Raw genomic sequence first — 19,286 nt, 5'->3', positions numbered from 1 at the left:
CAGGAATGGTCTGAGTGTGGTGCGTTGTTTCGCCGGGTGGCGGCTTCGCCTTACCCGGCCTACAAGATCCTCGAACCGTAGGCCGGGTAAGCGCAGCGCCACCCGGCACAACCCCATTAGCTAAACACCACCTGCGCCCAGCGGGCCAGTCCTGCCGTAACGGAGCCAAAGTCATCGCCGCCGGCAATCGGGATCCCCGGCAGCTGTTCCGCCAGCGCTTTCTTGATCAGCGGTGAACGGGCGCTACCGCCGGTCAGGTAAATCACGTCCGGTTTCTCTTTGCCATTCTCAAGCGCCAGCTGCACCTGCTCCAGAATACGCTGTAGCGGCTGAGCCAGCGCCATTTCCAGCCCTTCCTGGGTGATAGCCGTAGCCAGATCGTCACTGATAAACGGCAGCGTAACCGCATGCTCAGGACGATCGGAAAGGGCGATTTTGCTCTCTTCGGCGGTGCGCACCACCCGGTAGCTCAGACGCTGACGCCACACCTTATACAGCAGCGCGACCTTCTCTGCATCCTGCGCATCACGCACCAGATCGTTAAGGAGACGCCCATTCGCGGTGCTGTAAAAATCACTCTGGGCAGGGACGTCGTTGATGGCAATCGCATTCCACCATGGCAGGATCGGCAGGGCGATGCCTTTCTCGGTTTGACCGCCCATGCCGAGCAGCGGCATCAGGCTCTTGAATGCCAGGGCGATATCCAGATCGTTACCGCCCACGCGGCAGCCGCTGTGCCCCAGCAGGCTGTTTTCACGATCGCGACGATGATGCCACTGCGGACCCATCAGCAGTAATGAACAGTCCGTCGTACCACCGCCGATGTCCACCACCAGCACCCGTTTCTCTTCCGTCAGCGTTGCTTCAAAATCCAGTCCCGCCGCAACCGGCTCATACTGGAACACCACGTCACGGAAGCCAGCCCGGTGCGCTGCACGCTCAAGGATCCCCTGCGCCTGCTGGTTGGCTTCGTCGCCGCCCAGCCCCTGGAAGTTGATCGGACGGCCAATCACCGCCTGGGTGATGGCATCCGGCACCTGGGATTGCGCCTGATTGCGGATGTGCAGCATCATCGCGCAGACCAGATCTTCAAACATCGCCACCTGCTGTGGCTTCAGGCCGCTGGCGCCGAGGAAGGATTTCGGCGATTTAACGAAGTAGACCTCTTCCGGGTCTTCAATGTACTGCCCGAGGGAAGAGAGGCCGAACTGCACGCTGGAAGGGGTAACGTCGATATCTTCCTCGCGGTTAAAGCTGACCGCACGGCGCAGCAGCGCCTGGGTTTCCGCCGCCGTGGCCGGAACCTGATGATGGCGGAACAGCCACTCGCTCACCGCTTCACGCGTGGGCGCACAGAGCATTGACGGCAACAGCGTACTGCCGTTTTCCATTTTCAGGAGCTGTGGTTGTCCGTTTTGCATTATCGCAACCGAGCAGTTTGCGGTGCCGTAGTCGAATCCAATAAACACAATAAATCCCCATGCCGGTGAGAAGGGGCGAGACTTTAGCGAAATGTCTGCCAGGCGACAACAGGAATATGAAAGCAAGGCGCAACGCGATCTTTCGGTTTATGCTGAGGTAAATACAAAAGGAGAGACGATGTACACTCTGAACTGGCAACCGCCCTACGACTGGCAGTGGATGTTTGGCTTTCTTGCCGCGCGTGCGGTCACAGGGGTTGAGACCGTTACGGAGGATTACTACGAACGCAGTTTTGGCTATGCGGAGCATCAGGGCATATTTCGGGTTGTGCCAGACAGCGCAACCCATACGCTGGCGGTGTCGCTCAGCCCTGGCCTGATCCCGGTGGCGGATATTTGCCTGGACCGCATTGCCCGCCTGTTCGATCTTGATTGCGACCCGCTAAGAATTGCGCAGACCCTGGGCGACCTCGGCGCGGCGCGGCCGGGGTTACGTTTGCCGGGCGCGATGGATGCCTACGAGCAGGGCGTGCGCGCCATTCTCGGGCAACTGGTGAGCGTGGCGATGGCGGCAAAACTGGCGTCAAGAGTGGTGGCGCTGTGCAGTGAACCCATCCAGGACGCGCCGGGCTACCTCTGTTTTCCTCCGCCAGAGGTACTGGCCGCGGTGGATCCGCTGGCGTTGAAAGCCCTTGGGATGCCGCTCAAGCGTGCGGAGTCGTTGATTCATCTGGCGCAGTCGGTGGTGGACGGTGAATTCCCGCTGTTCCCGCCTGCGAACATCGAGGCCGGGATGAAGGCGCTACAGCAGCGCCCCGGCATCGGGCGCTGGACCGCAAATTATCTGGCCTTGCGCGGCTGGCAGGCGAAGGATGTTTTCCTGCCGGATGATTATCTCATTAAACAGCGCTTTGCCGGTATGACGCCCGCGCAGATCCGTCGCTATGCCGAGCGCTGGCAGCCGTGGCGCTCGTATGCGCTGTTACATATCTGGTACACCGACGGCTGGTCGCCGTCAGTTGATGGCGAAATAGCTGGTATTCAGCAGTAGATCGAGCGGCTGCGCTTCCCCGATGGTGTCGCCGTAAATAAAGTCAATGCCGATGCCCGACAGCGTATTCATCATGATCGACTGATGGCATGGCCCGGCAATGGTTTTTATGCCCAGACGCTGGGCGTGGCCCTGAATGATGGTCACCATCATCTCATCCATCAGATTGCCGTGGACGTTGGTCACCACGTCTGCATCCAGCAGCAGATAATCAGCAGTGTTGGCGCTGAGCTGGCTGAAGACGTTCATATCGCGTCCAACCCGGGTCAGCACCACGCGACAGCCAGCCTGACGAAGCTTTTGCAGACCCTGCTGCACGTTTTCATCCGTATTGCTCAGCACATCAACGGCGATCGCCAGATGCAGCAGCCGCGCCGGCAGCGGACCTCTGGTGATGAGGTCGAGCAGCTCATCCACCAGCGTGACGCTGGCTAAACCCGCTTCTGAGAGCGGCAGCGCGACGCCCATCCCTTTGGCCGCCACCTGTGCGGCATAGGTACGGAAAAATTCGCTGAATATACGTCGGTCAAGGGCGTGCAGCAGCTCCGGCTCCGCCAGCCCGGCGCGGAAGGCATGCTCTTCCAGCACTTCCCCCTGGCTGGTCCACAACCGCAGGGAAATCAGCCAGAAGCTACTGCTCTCGGGAATGCGCGGTGAGGCGACGCTGCGGGCGATCATCAGCAGATGATTATCTTTGATCATGTGCCACTGCTCATCCAGCGACATCATGCTGCGCGTGCTGTGGATCCGCTCCTGCTGGGGTTCATAGACGGTGACCACACCGCGCCCGCTGTTTTTCGAGGCGTAACAGGCGATATCGGCCTGAGACATCACTTCCGCTGTCTGATAATTAGCGTCGTCAATCAACGTGATCCCCGCGCTGGCGCCGATGCGGTGCAGGCGTCCTTCCCAGGAAAAATGATAGTTGTTGATGGCGTCGATCAACCGGCCCGCAATATAGCGTGCGCTTTCGACGTTGCAGTCCGGCAGCAGCAGGCCAAACTCGTCGCCGCCCAGACGCGCCAGCACGTCGCTGGAGCGCAGCATGGTCAGCATCAGCGAAGAGAGTTCGCGCAGGAGCGCGTCGCCCGCCGCGTGGCCTGCGGTATCGTTCACCGCCTTAAAACGGTCAAGATCGATAAAGACCAGCGCGTGACGCTGATGGGTCTCCTGTACCGTCTGCAACAGGCGCTTAAGATGGTTTTCAAAACTGACGCGGTTCGCCAGGTGGGTAAGGGCGTCATGGGAAGCGCTGTAGCTCAGCTGGCGCAGCATTTTGCGCGACTCGGTGACATCCTGAATCACCAGCACCGAGCCGATAGCGTGCCCCTCCAGGGTGCTGAGCGGGGTAATGCTGTAATGAATGTCGAAACTGCCGCCATTCCGGCAGTTAAGCACCACATCCTGTTCGATATCGGTACGGGACATATCGCCGCTGTGGATGTTTTCCATTAACGGGCCGTTCTCGCCGAAGGTAATGTGCAGCACCTTCAGAACGGGCTGACCCAGCGCTTCGCTTTGCGACCAGCCGCTCATCTTCTCGGCGACCGGGTTCATAAAGGTGATGTTCATGTCGATATCGGTGCACAGCACCGCTTCGCCGATGGAGTCGAGGGTGATATGCAGGCGCTCTTTTTCCTGAAACAGCGCCTCGTTCAGCTGCTTCACCTCGGTCATATCCATGTTGATCCCTAACAGCCGCTCCACTTCGCCCTGTTTGTTCAGCACCCGGTTCGCCAGCGAACGAATGTGGCGAATGCCATCCTTGACGCGAATGCGAAATTCCAGCTTGAAAGGCACCCTGGCCTGGAGTGACTCACGCAGTACCTGTTCGGCGTGCGCACGATCTTCAGGCACCATGGCCGCATGCCAGAGCTGCCAGGTGGGTTTAATGTGCGGGGGGATCTCGTACAGCTCAAACATCCGTTTATCCCAGCTGATCACGTCCGGCTCGAGATCCCACTCCCAGATCCCGATGCCGCCGGCTTCGTTCGCGAGGGTGATACGCTCCATCAGACGCTTATTCACCCACTCGGTCTGTTTCAGGTCGTTGATGTCTTCAATCTGGGCAATAAAGTAGAGCGGCGTGCCGTCTGCATGGCGCACAACGGAAACGGCCAGCAGCGCCCACACCACCTCGCCGCTGCGGGTGTAGTAGCGTTTTTCGAGGCTGTAGCTGTTGATCTCCCCGTTAATCAGCTGTTGCAACTGCTCCAGGTCGGTATTTAAATCTTCCGGCCAGGTTAACTGCTGGAACGTGAGCGACTGAAGCTCAGACTGACTGTAACCGAGGAAATTGCACAGCGCCTTGTTGGCCTGAAGCCACTGGCCCTCAATGCCCACCAGCGCCATACCAATCGCGGAATATTCCATCGCATTACGAAAACGTTCTTCGCTTTCCGTAATATGTTTACGTTCGGCCCGGAAGGCATACATCACCATCGTCATAATGTTGGCGGGGAGCAGCATCATCAGGAAGGGAAGCCATGGCGCGTTGAAGGTCACCATCATGTTTGAAGGTGTCATGGAGGGCGGGTTTCGCGCCATCATCAAGGACACCATCATGATGGTGAATAAAAAAATCAGGAATGCTTCCATTCGCGGCAGGCGTACCGCGCTCCACATCAGCAAAACGATGATGCAGGTGAACGGCCACGGCAGCCAGGTGATAGCCGTCCAGCTCAGGACCAGGGTGATGACCAGGGTCACCAGCGTTTCCAGCAGCAGTTTCGGGTTGCGGTGGCGCAGCAGGTAATGCGGTTTAAACAGCAGACCTAACGGTACAAGCGCCAGTGCGCCAATGGCTTCTGAAAGTACCCAAAACAGAAAATTACGCAGCGGCTCCGCGCCTGGCACCAGAAAATGAACCAGAATGCCGCCCACCAGCGGCGGCACCAGGGCGCTGCCGAGGGCAAGGCGTATCCAGTCGTTGAGGTTTTGCAGCGGGTTATACCAGGGGAGCAGCTTACGCAGCAACACCGCACCAACACAGGCCTCAATAATATTGATTGCCGTGTAGGTTAAGTTGATTGATTCCCATGAAAAGAGCATCCACGAGGCAAAAATATTGCCAAAGGAGCAGGCGAGGGCGATGCCGGGCCACATTTTTCCCGCATGGCGGTAAAACGCCACCATCATAATGGAGGTCGGGAACCACAATGGCGCCAGCAGCGAACCGAAGCGAGTCAGCTCAAGGGAAAATAAGGTGAAGATGAACGTGACCAGACCCAGACAGACAAGCCGCAGTAAAGGATGTGGGGTAGTAACCAAAACCCGCTGGTATTGTTTATTCATTACCGCTCTATCCAGGGACGCCGTGTTGTCAGGAGCCAGCTCCGGACGCGTGAAATCATTAATTTGGTTTATGCTAGTACAAACATTTTACAATTCATATGCTGAGTGCTCAGATTTTGACTTCATAGACTTATAAAATAGTTACTCTGCGAAGAAGGGGGATGAAATGGTGAAAATCCGTGCGTAAAAATTTCGCTAAAGGCGTGAAACGGCGCTTTTCAGCCCGCCTCGCATAACCTGCGCATTCGACTGGTATCACGCCACCGAAATCCCTATAATTGCCGCGTTTGACGCTCCGGCGTCGTCCTTCCTTACATCCAGGTTAATCAGGTCGCTAAATTTATGACTGATAAGTCTCATCAGTGCGTCATCATAGGCATTGCCGGCGCATCGGCTTCAGGTAAAAGTCTTATTGCCAGTACGCTTTATCGCGAACTGCGTGAACAAGTGGGTGATGAGCATATCGGTGTTATTCCCGAAGATAGCTATTACAAAGATCAATCCCATCTTTCGATGGAAGAGCGCGTAAAAACCAACTACGACCACCCCAGTGCGATGGATCACAGTCTGCTGTTCCAGCATCTGGAAGCGCTGAAGCGCGGCGAGGCGATTGAGCTGCCCGTCTACAGTTACGTGGAACATACCCGCACCCAGGAAACGATCCGCATTGAGCCCAAGAAGGTGATTATCCTTGAAGGGATTTTGCTGCTCACCGACGCCCGTCTGCGCGAATCAATGAACTTCTCGATTTTCGTCGATACCCCGCTGGATATCTGCCTGATGCGGCGTATTAAACGCGACGTTAACGAACGCGGTCGCTCCATGGACTCCGTGATGGCGCAGTATCAGAAAACCGTTCGCCCGATGTTCCTGCAATTTATTGAGCCTTCTAAACAATACGCCGATATTATTGTGCCTCGCGGCGGTAAAAACCGTATTGCCATTGATATCTTAAAAGCGAAAATCAGTCAGTTTTTTGAATAAGCCGTGTGAATTGTGTACCGTTCAGAGATAACCTGGTTTTGCCCTGACGCCGTAAGGATTCAGGGCGCGATGCACGAAAGGAGAAAGTGCCATGCGTCTTTGTGACCGCGATATAGAAGCCTGGCTGGATGAAGGCCGCCTGTCTATCACCCCGCGTCCGCCGGTTGAGCGTATTAACGGCGTGACCGTCGATGTACGCCTGGGGAATAAGTTCCGCACCTTCAGCGGCCACACGGCACCGTTTATCGACCTCAGCGGGCCGAAAGACGAAGTCAGTGCGGCGCTGGATCGCGTCATGAGTGACGAAATCGTCATCGAAGAAGGAGAGGCGTTTTATCTCCATCCTGGCGAACTGGCGCTGGCGGTGACCTTTGAATCGGTCACGCTGCCTGCGGATCTGGTCGGCTGGCTTGACGGACGCTCTTCTCTGGCGCGTCTGGGCCTGATGGTGCACGTCACCGCGCACCGTATCGATCCGGGCTGGTCTGGCCGTATCGTGCTGGAGTTCTTTAACGCCGGTAAACTGCCGCTGGCGCTTCGCCCGGGAATGATGATCGGTGCGTTGAGCTTCGAACCGCTGACCGGCCCGGCAGACCGTCCTTATAACCGCCGTCAGGACGCAAAATATCGCGACCAGCAGGGTGCGGTTGCCAGCCGTATCGATAAAGACTGATCTGTGAGTTCACTGAGGAAGCCATGAGAAGAGTTCTGACAACGCTGATGATTTTGCTGGTGGTGCTGGTGGCTGGCCTTTCAGCGTTGGTGCTGCTGGTTAACCCGAATGACTTCCGGACCTACATGGTGCGGCAGGTTGAAGCGCGCAGCGGGTATGAACTCAAGCTGGACGGGCCGCTGCGCTGGCACGTCTGGCCGCAGCTCAGCATTCTCTCCGGACGTATGTCGCTCACCGCGCCGGGCGCCGCGCAGCCGCTTGTTACGGCGGATAACATGCGTCTTGATGTCGCGCTCATCCCGCTCTTATCCCATCAGCTCCAGGTTGAACAGGTGATGCTGAAAGGGGCGGTGATTCAGCTTACGCCACAAACCGAAGCCGTTCGTCAGGCGAATGCTCCGGTCGCACCGCGTGAAAATACTTTGCCTGACGTTCCGTCTGACACTGGCTGGTCTTTCGATATTGGTAATCTGAAAGTCGCTGACAGCGTGCTGGTTTTCCAGCATGAGGATGACGAACAGATCACCGTCCGCAATATCAACCTCAAGATGGAGCAGGACGCCAACCATCACGCGACCATGGAGTTCTCCGGGCGGATCAACCGTAACCAGCGCGATCTCAACCTGTCGATGAATGCGAACGTGAACGCCTCTGACTACCCGCACCAGCTGACGGCGGACGTTCAGCAGGTCAACTGGCAGCTGACCGGCGCGGATTTACCCGCGAAGGGGATCGCCGGCCAGGGCACGATGCAGGCGGTGTGGCACGAAGAGCGCAAACAGCTCGAACTGAACGCGCTCAACCTCCAGGCCAACGACAGTTCCCTGAAGGGGCAGGCGAGCGTCACGCTTGATGAGAAACCCAAGTGGGTGTTGGATCTGCAATTCGACAAGCTGAACCTTGAGAACCTGCTCGCGGCCCAAACGGTGAATGCGACCGATGAGGGTGTCGCGCAGGTAGGGCAAAGCCAGGTCACGCAGTCGCGTCCGGTGATCTCCTCCAATCTCGATCTGCCTGACTACAATGGTCTGCGCGGATTTACCGCCGACATTCTGCTGAAAGCGAACAGCGTGCGCTGGCGTGGGATTGATTTTACTGACGTCAACAGCCAGATGTTCAACCACAACGGCCTGCTGGTCATCTCTGAGCTCAGCGGAAAAATGGGGGCAGGAAATCTCTCCCTGCCGGGCACGCTGGACGTACGTAAAGACGTTGCCAGCGCCGCGTTCCAGCCGCGTCTGGAAAACGTTGAGATTGGCACCATCCTGAAAGCCTTTAATTACCCGATTTCCCTCACGGGGCAGCTGTCGCTGGCCGGGGATTTCTCCGGCACGAAGATTGATGCGGACGCCTTCCGTCGTAGCTGGAAGGGGCAGGCGCACGTTGAGCTAAAAGATTCGCGCATGGAAGGGCTGAACTTCCAGCAACTGGTGCAGCAGGCGGTAGAGCGCAGCAGCAGCGTGAAGGCGAATGAAAACTACGACAGCGCAACCCGTCTCGACAGCTTTACCAGCGAGCTTGCCCTCGACAACGGTCAGCTCTCACTCGACGAGATGCAGGGAATCTCGTCCCTGCTGGCGCTGACCGGAAACGGCGCGCTGGATCTGGTGAAAGAGACGGTTGACACCCGCTTCAACGTCCGCGTGAAGGCTGGCTGGGAAGGGGAAGGCCAGCTTGTCGAGTTCCTGAAACAGACGCCGATACCGCTGCGCGTGTACGGAAAATGGCAGGAACTCAATTACAGTTTGCAGGTCGATCAGATCCTGCGTAAGCACCTTCAGGATGAAGCGAAACGTCGGCTGAATGACTGGGCGGACCGCAATAAAGAGTCTCAGTCTGGTAAGGACGTGAAAAAGTTGCTCGATAAGCTCTGATGCCTGTTGTGCCGGGTGGCGGCTTCGCCTTACCCGGCCTACAAAAGCCAGACACCGTAGGCCGGGTAAGCGAAGCGCCACCCGGCTTTTTTACACCTCAAAATCCATCTCATCCTCACCGCGCAGCGGTATCAGCTGCACCTTCTGCACGCGATGGCTCTCGACCTGCAAGGTTTTGATCATGTAATCCCCCACCTGGACCTCTTCGCCCGGCTGCGGAATACGTTGCAGATATTCCATCAGCAAACCGGCAATGGTGTGGTATTCGCGCTTCTCGTCCAGCGGAAGCGGAACGAACTGCACCAGATCTTCAAGCGGCATGTGGCCGTTGGCGGTCCAGCTGCCGTCGGCGTTTTTCTGAATATCGTGACGCGCATCGATCTCATCCACCTCATTAGGCAGATTACCGGCGATGGTTTCCATCACGTCGCTGAGCGTCACCAGCCCTTCCACAGAACCAAACTCATCAACGACAAACGCGAAGTGGGTACGCGCGTTGCGGAACTGCTCCAGCGCGGAGAGCAGCGGCAGCGCTTCCGGGAAGACCAGCGGCTGGCGCACCAGCGCGCGCAGGTTGAGCGGCTCACCGTGAAGCTGCTGTTGCAGCAGGTCAATCACGTGTACCACGCCCAGCAGCTCTTCTTCCTCTTCTCCGCCGGTCACCACCACGCGGGTGTGCTGGTTTTTATCCAGCAGGGCACGGATCTGCTCTTCCGGTGCCGTCAGGTCAATATGCTCAATGTCGTGGCGGGAGGTCATGATACTGCTGACCGAGCGCTGGTTGAGGTTAAGCACGCGCTCTATCATCCGGCGTTCCTGCGGGTTGAAGATCTGCCCGTCGCTGTGGTCGGCTAGCATCGCAGCGGATTCAGCATCCAGCTCGGCATCCTCTTTTTTGCCGCTCAGCAGGCGCATCACCGTATCTGCGGTGCGCTGTCGTAATGTCTGGTTCGCGGAAAGAAAACGGCGGCGGTTGAAAATGGCCAGCTGGTTAAGAAACTCAATAAGCACCGAGAAACCAATGGCAGCGTACAGATATCCTTTCGGGATATGGAAGCCAAAACCATCCGCCACCAGGCTAAAGCCAATCATCAGCAGGAAGCTCAGACAGAGAATGACGATAGTCGGGTGACTGTTCACGAAGCGCGTCAGGGCTTTACTGGCGAGCACCATCAGGGTGATGGCAATGATCACGGCGGCCATCATCACCGCCAGATGGTCAACCATCCCGACGGCAGTAATCACGGAGTCGAGAGAAAAGACGGCATCCAGCACCACTATCTGCGCGACCACCGGCCAGAATTTAGCGCCGCGCCGCTGGGTGGGGTTTTCACTGTCTTTTCCTTCCAGCCGCTCATTAAGCTCAACCGTGGCTTTGAACAGCAGGAACAATCCGCCGAAAAGCATGATCAGGTCGCGGGCGCTAAAGCTCAGACCCTGCACGCTGAATAAGGGTTTGGTCAGCGTGACCAGCCATGATATTGAGGCCAGTAACAGCAGACGCATCACCATGGCGAGCAGAAGACCGGTCACGCGGGCGCGGTCGCGTTGTGAAGGGGGTAATTTATCGGCAAGGATGGCGATAAACACCAGGTTATCAATGCCGAGCACTAATTCGATGACGACCAGCGTCACCAGCCCGGCCCAGATTGATGGATCGGCAATCCATTCCATAGTAAATGCAATACCTTCTGTTATATGACTAATGTCACACTTCGATCATGGATAAAGCAGACGGAAATTGCAATGCCGGGGTGAGATTTCTCTTAATGCTACACTTAGGTAAAACCCATTTGCGGGGCTGTGTAAATAAGTTAAATGCGAAGATTTAATTACATAAGACGATATTTAGGATATATCGCAATAAATGGTCTGGTGCTCTATTTTGTCAATATAAAGAAAATCCGAAAACCTCAAAACTTTGCTCTTAATATTAATCTTAAAAACGAATATTAGGACGGTTGTCTCCTTGCCTGCTATTAGGTTAGCTGCAACAATTCTTCCAGCATCAAATGTTAAATCTCCTTGTTGCTATTTTTGTTTCAGTCTTTGGTGAAGGTTATACATTATCAATCACCCGTTTAAGGTGGCGGATATATTTCTCAAAAGGCCTGATCCAAGAGGGTGTCTAACCATAACGCATTGTTTAGTCAGTGGATTGGTAACTGAAAGCCAAGGGCGGTAGCGTGCCTGAAAGCGTGTGAATCAGCCTCAATTATTCTGTCAATAGCCAATGGATGAATAAGCTTTTTTTAGGACTGATGCCAGTTATATTGCTAAATGATTAACTGCATTCTGATTGTCACCACGACCCGCGCTTATTTTAATTGCACAGGATAATTACTCTGCCAAAGTGATAAATAATCAATGATGAAATCCAAAATGAAATTGATGCCATTATTGGTGTCTGTGACCTTGATGAGTGGTTGCACGGTCTTTCCCGGCAGCAATATGTCAACAATGGGCAAGGATGTGATTAAACAGCAGGATGCTGATTTTGATCTCGACAAAATGGTGAATGTTTACCCATTAACCCCACGTCTGGTAGAACAATTACGCCCACGTCCGAATGTTGCTCAGCCAAATATGTCTCTGGACCAGGAAATTGCCTCTTACCAGTATCGCGTTGGTCCGGGTGACGTGATTAACGTGACCGTCTGGGATCACCCGGAACTGACCACACCTGCGGGCCAGTACCGCAGCTCAAGCGACACCGGTAACTGGGTACAGTCCGATGGCACCATGTTCTATCCCTACATTGGCAAAGTGCACGTCGCGGGCAAAACGCTTGCTGAGATCCGTAGTGATATTACCGGCCGCCTGGCGCAGTACATTGCTGACCCGCAGGTGGACGTTAATATCGCCGCGTTCCGATCCCAGAAAGCCTATATCTCAGGCCAGGTCAACAAATCCGGCCAGCAGGCTATCACCAACGTCCCGCTCACCGTGCTTGATGCGATCAATGCCGCAGGCGGCTTAACCGACGGTGCTGACTGGCGCAACGTGGTGCTCACCCACAACGGCAAAGAGCAGCGCATTTCGCTTCAGGCGCTGATGCAAAACGGTGACCTGACCCAGAACCGTCTCCTCTATCCGGGCGATATTCTTTACGTGCCGCGCAACGACGATCTGAAAGTGTTCGTGATGGGTGAAGTGAAGAAACAGAGCACCCTTAAGATGGACTTCAGCGGTATGACCCTGACCGAAGCGCTGGGCAACGCGGAAGGTATCGATCTGACCGCCTCCAACGCCAGCGGCATCTTTGTGATCCGTCCGATCAAAGGCGAAAACGCGAAAGGCAAGATTGCCAACATCTACCAGCTGGACATGTCCGACGCGACGTCGCTGGTCATGGCAACGTCGTTCCGTCTCCAGCCATACGATGTGGTCTATGTCACCACCGCGCCGGTTGCCCGCTGGAACCGTCTGATCAACCAGTTGCTGCCTACCATCAGTGGCGTTCGCTACATGACGGATACGGCGAGCGACATTCATACCTGGTAAGCCGCGATGTTTAACAAAATTCTGGTGGTGTGTGTGGGGAACATTTGCCGTTCCCCCACGGCTGAAAGGCTGTTGAAAAATTACCAGCCTGCGTTAACGGTCGACTCCGCAGGGCTGGGCGCGCTGGTCGGAAAAGGTGCCGACGAACGTGCCGCAAGCGTCGCCCTTGAGCATAACCTCTCACTCGACGGGCACGTTGCCCGTCAGGTCTCTGGCCGAATGTGCCGGGAATATGACCTGATCCTCGCGATGGAAAAACGCCACATTCACGCGCTGTGCGATATTGCACCGGAGATGCGCGGCAAGGTGATGCTGTTTGGTCACTGGGATGGTGAGCGCGAAATTCCCGATCCGTATCGCAAGAGCCGCGAGGCCTTTGAGGCGGTATACACCTTACTAGACCAGTCTGCCCGCCAGTGGGCGCAGGCATTGAAAGCTCAGCAGGGATAACAATGACAGAAAAAACAAGACCTTCTGCCGCCCCGACGTCGGGCAGTGATGAAATCGATATCGGTCGCCTGGTCGGGACCGTTATTGAAGCGAAATGGTGGGTGCTGGGTATAACCGCCATCTTTGCCGTGGCGGCGATCGTTTATACGCTGTTCGCGACGCCTATTTACAGCGCCGACGCGCTGGTGCAGATCGAACAAAATACCGGAAACTCGCTGGTTCAGGATATCGGCTCTGCGCTGGCCAACAAGCCGCCGGCATCGGAGGCTGAAATTCAGCTGATCCAGTCGCGCCTGGTATTGGGCAAAACGGTTCACGATCTGGGGCTGGATATCGCGGTCACCAAAAACACCTTCCCGGTGTTTGGCGCAGGCTGGGATCGCCTGATGGGGCGCAGTAACGATACGGTAAAAGTGACCGACTTCGTGATTCCAAAAGGGGCTGGGGACCAAACCTTTACCCTGACCGTGCTGGGACCAAAACAGTATCAGCTGACCAGCGACGCAGGCTTCAGCGCGCGCGGCGAAGTGGGGCAGATGCTGACCAAAGATGGCGTGAGCATCAGGGTTGGTGCCATCCAGGCGCACGAGGGCGGTGAGTTTACGGTCACCAAATTCTCGACGCTCGGAATGATCAACAATCTGCAAAACAACCTGACCGTCACCGAAAACGGTAAGGATACCGGCGTCCTGAGCATGACCTTCACCGGTGAAGACAAGGATCAAATCCGCGACATCCTGAACAGCATCACCCGTAACTACCTTGAGCAGAACGTTGAGCGCAAGTCAGCGGAAGCCGCTAAAAGCCTCGCGTTCCTCAGTAAACAGCTGCCGGAGGTGCGCGCCCGTCTGGATGACGCCGAGAACAAGCTGAACGCATACCGTCAGGATAAAGACTCCGTCGACCTGCCGCTGGAGGCGAAATCGGTTCTCGACTCCATGGTCAATATTGATGCGCAGCTGAACGAGCTGACCTTTAAAGAGGCGGAAATTTCCAAGCTCTATACCAAACGTCACCCGGCGTACCGCACGCTGCTCGAGAAACGTCGTACCCTGGAAGAAGAGAAGGCGAAGCTGAATGACCGCGTGACCGCGATGCCGAAGACGCAGCAGGAAATCGTACGCCTGACGCGTGATGTGGAATCCGGCCAGCAGGTTTACATGCAACTGCTGAACAAGCAGCAGGAGCTGAAAATCACCGAAGCCAGCACCGTGGGCGACGTGCGTATCGTTGACCCGGCGATTACCCAGCCGGGCGTGCTGAAGCCGAAGAAAGCGCTGATTATCCTCGGCAGCATTATTCTCGGCCTGATGCTCTCTATCGTCGGCGTGCTGCTGCGCTCGCTGTTCAACCGCGGTATCGAAAGCCCGCAGGTGCTGGAAGAGAACGGGATCAGCGTGTACGCCAGCATCCCGCTTTCGGAGTGGCAGAAGTCCCGTGACAGCGTCAAAACTGTTAAGGGCGTCAAGCGTTACAAACAGAGCCAGCTGCTGGCCGTGGGTAACCCGACCGACCTGGCGATTGAAGCGGTGCGTAGCCTGCGTACCAGCCTCCACTTCGCCATGATGCAGGCCAAAAACAACGTACTGATGATGACCGGTGTCAGCCCGTCAATTGGTAAGACCTTCGTCTGTGCCAACCTGGCGGCGGTGGTGAGCCAGACCAACAAGCGCGTGCTGCTGATCGACTGCGACATGCGTAAGGGCTACACCCATGAGCTGCTGGGTACCAACAACGTTAACGGCCTGTCGGAAATCCTGCTGGGTAAAGGGGAGATCAGCGAGAGCGCCAAGCCGACCTCGATTCCGAAATTTGACCTGATCCCGCGTGGCCAGGTACCGCCGAACCCGTCTGAACTGCTGATGAGCGAGCGCTTCACGCAGCTGATCGAGTGGGCAAGCAAAAACTATGACCTGGTGCTGATCGATACCCCACCAATTCTGGCGGTCACCGACGCCGCCGTGGTAGGGCGTCATGCGGGCACCACGCTGATGGTTGCACGCTATGCGGTGAACACCCTGAAGGAAGTGGAAACCAGCCTGAGCCGCTTTGAGCAGAACGGTATTGAGGTGAAAGGGGTCATTCTGAACTCCATCTTCCGCCGTGCGACGGGTTATCAGGATTACGGCTACTACGAGTACGAATACAAGTCTGACTCTAAATAACAAAACACACCCCACACCCCTCACCCTAACCCTCTCCCCTGAGGGGAGAGGGGACTGCCTGGTGCGGTCTTTCACCCTCTCCCTTTCGGGGAGAGGGCCGGGGTGAGGGGCAGGAGGAATACATGAGCACACAACGCCCTTTGATTTCTATCTATATGCCGACATGGAATCGTCAGCAGCTGGCGATCCGCGCGATTAAATCGGTCCTGCGTCAGGATTACGATAACTGGGAACTGATTATCGTGGATGACTGTTCCTCCTCTTACGAACAGCTACAAAAGTTTGTCGAAGACCTGAACGACCCGCGCGTGGTGTACACGCATAACGCCATCAACTCCGGGGCGTGCGCGGTGCGCAATCAGGCGATTATGCAGGCGAAAGGGCAGTATCTGACCGGTATCGACGATGATGACGAATGGACGCCAAACCGTCTGTCGATCTTCCTGTCGCACAAAGCGCAGCTGGTGACCCACGCGTTTCTGTATGCCAACGACTATGTCTGTCAGGGCGAGGTCTATTCGCAGCCGGCCAGCCTGCCGCTGTATCCGAAATCACCGTATTCCCGCCGCCTGTTCTACAAGCGCAACATTATCGGCAACCAGGTGTTTACCTGGGCCTGGCGCTTTAAGGAGTGTCTGTTCGATACCGAGCTGAAGGCCGCACAGGACTACGACATTTTCCTGCGGATGGTGGTGGAGTACGGCGAGCCGTGGAAGGTGGAAGAGGCCACGCAGATCCTGCACATCAACCACGGGGAGATGCAGATCACCTCGTCACCGAAAAAATTCTCGGGCTACTTCCATTTTTACCGCAAGCACAAGGACAAGTTTGACCGTGCCAGTCGGAAGTATCAGCTCTTTACCCTCTATCAGATCCGCAATAAGCGCATGAACTGGCGCACGCTGCTGACGCTGCTGTCGGTGCGTAACGGCAAGCGTCTGGCTGACGGGCTTCGGGGGAAATAATGTTTCTGGAAGATTGCCGCGCTAACAGCTGGAGCCTGCGCCCGTGCTGCATGGTTCTGGCCTACCGTATTGCGCACTTTTGCTCGGTGTGGCGCAAAAAAAATGTGCTGAACAATATCTGGGCCGCGCCGGTGCTGGTGCTGTACCGCATCATCAACGAATGCTTTTTTGGCTATGAAATTCAGGCCGCAGCCACCATTGGCCGCCGCTTTACCATTCATCACGGCTATGCGGTTGTCATCAACAAATTCGTCGTCGCGGGTGATGATTTCACCATTCGCCACGGGGTGACAATCGGCAACCGTGGGCCAGACAGCCTGGCCTGCCCGGTGATTGGCAATAACGTCGAGTTGGGCGCCAACGTGGTGATGATCGGGGAGATTACCGTGGGCAATAACGTGACGGTTGGCGCAGGCAGCGTGGTGCTGGACAGCATTCCGGACAATGCGCTGGTGGTGGGCGAGAAAGCCCGCGTGAAGGTGATTAAATGAACATTCTGCAATTTAACGTACGCCTCGCAGAGGGCGGGGCGGCAGGCGTAGCGCTGGATCTGCACCAGCGCGCGCTGCAAAAAGGATTACAGTCGCGCTTTGTTTACGGTTACGGCAAGGGCGGCAAGAAAAGCGTCAGCCATGATAACTATCCGCATGTGCTGAAGCAGACGCCACGTCTGACCTCCATCGCCAATATTGCGCTGTTCCGCCTGTTTAACCGCGACCTGTTCGGCAACCTGAATAACCTCTACCGCACCGTCACCCGCACCCGCGGGCCGGTTGTGCTGCACTTCCACGTGCTACACAGCTACTGGCTGAATCTGGAAGAGGTGGTAGCGTTTTGTGGCAAAGTGAAGGCGCACAAGGCGGACACCCGTTTCGTCTGGACGCTACACGACCACTGGAGCGTGACCGGACGCTGCGCCTTTACCGACGGCTGCGAAGGCTGGAAAGATAACTGCCAGAAATGCCCTACGCTCAGCAACTATCCGCCGGTGAAGGTCGATCGCGCGCATCAGCTGGTTGAGGGCAAGCGTCAGCTGTTCCGCGACATGCTCTCGCTCGGCTGCACCTTTATCTCTCCAAGCCAGCACGTGGCAGATGCCTTCAATAGCCTGTACGGAGCAGGGCGCTGCCAGATTATCAACAACGGTATTGATGTGGCGACGGAAGAGATCCTGGCCGAACTGACGCCCGTAGCCATTACCACGGGCAAGCCGAAAATCGCTGTCGTCGCCCATGACCTGCGCTACGACGGCAAAACCAACCAACAGCTGGTGCGCGACATGATGGCGCTCGGCGACAAGATTGAACTGCATACCTTCGGCAAATTCTCGCCGTTCGAAGGCGCTAACGTGGTGAATCACGGGTTTGAAACCGACAAGCGCAAACTGATGAGCGCTCTCAACGGTATGGACGCGCTGGTGTTCAGCTCCCGCGTGGACAACTACCCGCTGATCCTGTGCGAAGCGCTCTCCATTGGCGTGCCGGTCATTGCCACCCACAGCGACGCGGCGCGCGAAGTGCTGGAGAAATCGGGCGGTAAAACCTTCAGTGAGAACGAGGTGCTGCCGCTGGTGCAGCTGTCGAAGGCCGATATCGCGCAGGCTGTTTTTGGCACGGACCTGGAATCGTTCCGCAACCGCAGCCGCAAAGCGTACAGTGGACAACAGATGCTGGAGGAGTATGTCTCGTTCTATCAGAATCTGTAGTTATCTGCTGCTGCCGCTGATCTACCTGCTGGTCAACGTCAAGATTGCCCAGCTCGGTGAAAGCTTCCCAATCACCATCGTCACCTTCCTGCCGGTTCTGCTGTTGCTATACGTTGATAAGCTTAACCTCAAAAAGCTGATGATTGCGCTGGGGATCGGGTTTGGTCTGACGGCGTTTAACTACATCTTTGGTCAGTCGCTGGACGCCAGCAAATATGTCACCTCCACCATGCTGTTTGTTTATATCGTTATCATTATTGGCATGGTGTGGAGTATTCGTTTTAAAACTATCTCTCCGCACAATTATAGGAAAATCCTCAGGTTCTTTTATATTGTCGTCGGGCTGATTGTTATGCTTGCGGCATTGGAGATGGCGCAAATTATTCTCACAGGCGGCAGTAGCCTGATGGAAATAATTTCGAAATATCTTATATACAGTAACAGCTATGTACTGAACTTCATTAAGTTTGGTGGCAAGCGTACCACTGCGCTCTATTTTGAACCGGCGTTTTTTGCTCTGGCATTAATCTCAATTTGGCTCAGCATCAAACAGTTCGGTATCAAAACCCCCAAGACCGATGCTATGATTCTTGCAGGAATCGTTCTGTCAGGGTCGTTCTCAGGGGTAATGACGTTTATTCTGTTTTACCTGCTGGAGTGGGCGTTCCAGTACCTGAACAAAGAGGCGATTAAGAAAAAACTGCCGCTGGCGATCATTTCTCTGACGGTATTTTTAGTGGGCGTAATATTCGCCTTCCCGTACATTTCTGAACGTCTGGGTGATTTGGGAACGGAAGGTTCGTCGTCCTATTATCGCATCATTGGTCCACTGGTGATGGTGGGTTATTCCTTAACCCATATTGATGGCGTAGTAAGATTCGGCTCACTTTACGAATATGTTGCATCATTCGGAATCTTTAACGGTGCGGATGTCGGTAAAACCATAGACAATGGTCTGTATCTGTTAATTATCTATTTTTCCTGGTTCGCCGTACTGTTGACACTGTGGTATCTGTTTAAAGTTTTCAAAATGATGATTAACGCGTTTGGTGATAACCAGAACTTTCGCGTGCAACTTTATCTGTTCACACCGGTGTCGTTGTTTTTTACCGGGTCAATATTTAGCCCGGAATATGCATTCTTAATTGTATGTCCGTTTATTTTGCGCAAAGCGCTGAATATTACGAGCGTATGACGAAA

14 protein-coding genes are annotated in these 19,286 nt (G+C 55.6%); 11 read left to right on the top strand and 3 right to left on the bottom strand.

Translation table 11 applies throughout. From position 1 onward, the window contains the following. Positions 1-116: 116 nt before the first annotated feature. Positions 117-1,469, bottom strand: a complete 1,353-nt coding sequence (yegD, locus tag L2Y28_RS14105; RefSeq protein WP_022648645.1) for a molecular chaperone — start codon at positions 1,467-1,469, stop codon at positions 117-119. A gap of 130 nt (positions 1,470-1,599) precedes the next feature. Between yegD and alkA the strand changes: the two genes are divergently transcribed. Continuing rightward, on the top strand, positions 1,600-2,472 hold the full coding sequence (gene alkA, locus L2Y28_RS14100; protein WP_022648644.1) for a DNA-3-methyladenine glycosylase 2: 873 nt from the start codon (positions 1,600-1,602) through the stop codon (positions 2,470-2,472). On the opposite strand, the gene L2Y28_RS14095 is transcribed toward alkA, so the two are convergent. Further along, a complete protein-coding gene (locus tag L2Y28_RS14095) occupies positions 2,437-5,766 on the bottom strand; it encodes a diguanylate cyclase (protein WP_022648643.1) in 3,330 nt (1,109 codons plus the stop codon). The two genes, alkA and L2Y28_RS14095, sit on opposite strands and share 36 nt — an antisense overlap. Before the next feature lie 342 nt (positions 5,767-6,108). On the opposite strand from L2Y28_RS14095, the gene udk reads away from it, so the two are divergent. The 3 genes from udk to asmA all read left to right on the top strand — a co-directional run bounded on the left by udk (position 6,109) and on the right by asmA (position 9,297). After that, a complete protein-coding gene (gene udk, locus L2Y28_RS14090) occupies positions 6,109-6,750 on the top strand; it encodes a uridine kinase (protein WP_000130320.1) in 642 nt (213 codons plus the stop codon). Between the two features lie 91 nt (positions 6,751-6,841). Next, entirely contained in the window at positions 6,842-7,423 is a 582-nt protein-coding gene (gene dcd, locus L2Y28_RS14085; RefSeq protein WP_006811250.1) for a dCTP deaminase, read from the top strand. A 23-nt stretch (positions 7,424-7,446) separates the two neighbouring features. Continuing rightward, a complete protein-coding gene (gene asmA / locus L2Y28_RS14080) occupies positions 7,447-9,297 on the top strand; it encodes an outer membrane assembly protein AsmA (protein ID WP_022648642.1) in 1,851 nt (616 codons plus the stop codon). Between the two features lie 90 nt (positions 9,298-9,387). On the opposite strand, the gene L2Y28_RS14075 is transcribed toward asmA, so the two are convergent. Continuing rightward, on the bottom strand, positions 9,388-10,971 hold the full coding sequence (locus L2Y28_RS14075; protein ID WP_015572372.1) for a TerC family protein: 1,584 nt from the start codon (positions 10,969-10,971) through the stop codon (positions 9,388-9,390). A gap of 693 nt (positions 10,972-11,664) precedes the next feature. Here L2Y28_RS14075 and L2Y28_RS14070 point away from each other — a divergent pair. The 7 genes from L2Y28_RS14070 to wcaD all read left to right on the top strand — a co-directional run bounded on the left by L2Y28_RS14070 (position 11,665) and on the right by wcaD (position 19,281). Further along, on the top strand, positions 11,665-12,801 hold the full coding sequence (locus tag L2Y28_RS14070) for a polysaccharide export protein (RefSeq protein ID WP_022648641.1): 1,137 nt from the start codon (positions 11,665-11,667) through the stop codon (positions 12,799-12,801). A gap of 6 nt (positions 12,802-12,807) precedes the next feature. After that, positions 12,808-13,251: a low molecular weight protein-tyrosine-phosphatase Wzb gene (gene wzb, locus L2Y28_RS14065; protein ID WP_003862078.1), complete on the top strand. Its 444-nt coding sequence runs from the start codon at positions 12,808-12,810 to the stop codon at positions 13,249-13,251. A 2-nt stretch (positions 13,252-13,253) separates the two neighbouring features. Next, the gene (gene wzc / locus L2Y28_RS14060; protein ID WP_022648640.1) at positions 13,254-15,416 is read left to right on the top strand and encodes a tyrosine-protein kinase Wzc; all 2,163 of its coding nucleotides are present in this window, start codon (positions 13,254-13,256) and stop codon (positions 15,414-15,416) included. Positions 15,417-15,538: 122 nt separating this feature from the next. Next, entirely contained in the window at positions 15,539-16,381 is an 843-nt protein-coding gene (gene wcaA / locus L2Y28_RS14055) for a colanic acid biosynthesis glycosyltransferase WcaA (protein WP_006811246.1), read from the top strand. After that, entirely contained in the window at positions 16,381-16,872 is a 492-nt protein-coding gene (gene wcaB, locus L2Y28_RS14050) for a colanic acid biosynthesis acetyltransferase WcaB (protein ID WP_022648639.1), read from the top strand. Before wcaA ends, wcaB begins: the two co-directional genes overlap by 1 nt. After that, positions 16,869-18,086, top strand: coding sequence for a colanic acid biosynthesis glycosyltransferase WcaC (gene wcaC / locus L2Y28_RS14045; RefSeq protein WP_022648638.1), 1,218 nt, complete (start codon positions 16,869-16,871; stop codon positions 18,084-18,086). The genes wcaB and wcaC overlap by 4 nt, the downstream gene beginning before the upstream one ends. Beyond that, a complete protein-coding gene (gene wcaD, locus L2Y28_RS14040) occupies positions 18,061-19,281 on the top strand; it encodes a colanic acid polymerase WcaD (protein WP_022648637.1) in 1,221 nt (406 codons plus the stop codon). Before wcaC ends, wcaD begins: the two co-directional genes overlap by 26 nt. Positions 19,282-19,286 lie beyond the last annotated feature (5 nt).

Source organism: Enterobacter sp. JH25, from assembly GCF_021725435.1.
GTDB lineage: Bacteria > Pseudomonadota > Gammaproteobacteria > Enterobacterales > Enterobacteriaceae > Enterobacter > Enterobacter intestinihominis.
This window is presented reverse-complemented; position numbering and strand designations above follow the sequence as displayed.